1 protein-coding gene and 1 pseudogene are annotated in these 790 nt (G+C 42.9%); one reads left to right on the top strand and one right to left on the bottom strand.

What is annotated here, in order from left to right:
- Positions 1-377 (top strand): annotated as a pseudogene (locus tag A3763_RS28050) (hypothetical protein); the annotation flags it as partial.
- 37 nt (positions 378-414) lie between these two features.
- Here A3763_RS28050 and A3763_RS28045 read toward each other — a convergent pair.
- On the bottom strand, positions 415-790 hold a 376-nt coding region (locus A3763_RS28045; RefSeq protein ID WP_197482744.1), incomplete at its 5' end, for a hypothetical protein.

Below are 790 nucleotides of genomic sequence, written 5' to 3'. Positions count from 1 at the left end.
GAATGGGTTTACCCTGGCCACTGGCTGACAGAGATATCGTCGCAGGCCAGCAACTAACACAGGAAACTGATTCAAAAGTCGTTCGAATTAAAGAATGGTTTGAAGGCGATGCTCTACCCAAAAATGAAGGTGTTATTCGAACACCTAAAGTTAATAATGAACTAGTACTGATTCCTGAAGGCAACGAGAAAACCAGAATCGTCTGGCAAGGGCATACTGAGCCGGGTGGTTTTATTCCGGCATTTATTGTGAACTTTCTATTGGAAGATGTCTTCTACGAATCTGTCTTAAACATGAGACATCGTTTTGAGTCACCTGAATTTCATAAGACTTCTGACTGGGTAATTAACTATAATGACTCGGGAACTGAAAGCTAAGAAAGATGGGATTGCGTTGCCTGTTGGGTTGATGGACTTAGAAGTGCTGAAGACAGACGCCTATTATCTTCTGTTTGATCCAACTTACGACCCCCATACCAATAGCACGCGTTTGCCCAATCGCTTCAATTGTCTCAAGCAATTCCTTCCAAATAACATCTAACCCAGAGTCACGACCAAAACTAAGCATGGGTAGATAACTTTCTGCTTGATTTTCTATCAGGTACAGCAAGTTGATAATAAGCCGATTGTGCTGTTCAATATTGTTGGTCACTGCTTTCTGCTGCCAACGAAACGACAGACGTTTCCAGTGAGTTGAGATACCTTCGAACAACTGATCCTCTATAATTAAGGGGTGGTCGTTCTCAATTACTCGCCACTGATTATCGACTCGTTGCTTCGCCTGCCTGACA

It is taken from the genome of Oleiphilus sp. HI0128, assembly GCF_001635365.1.
The sequence above is the reverse complement of the archived record's forward strand: the minus strand, read 5'-3'. Positions and strand labels throughout refer to the sequence as shown.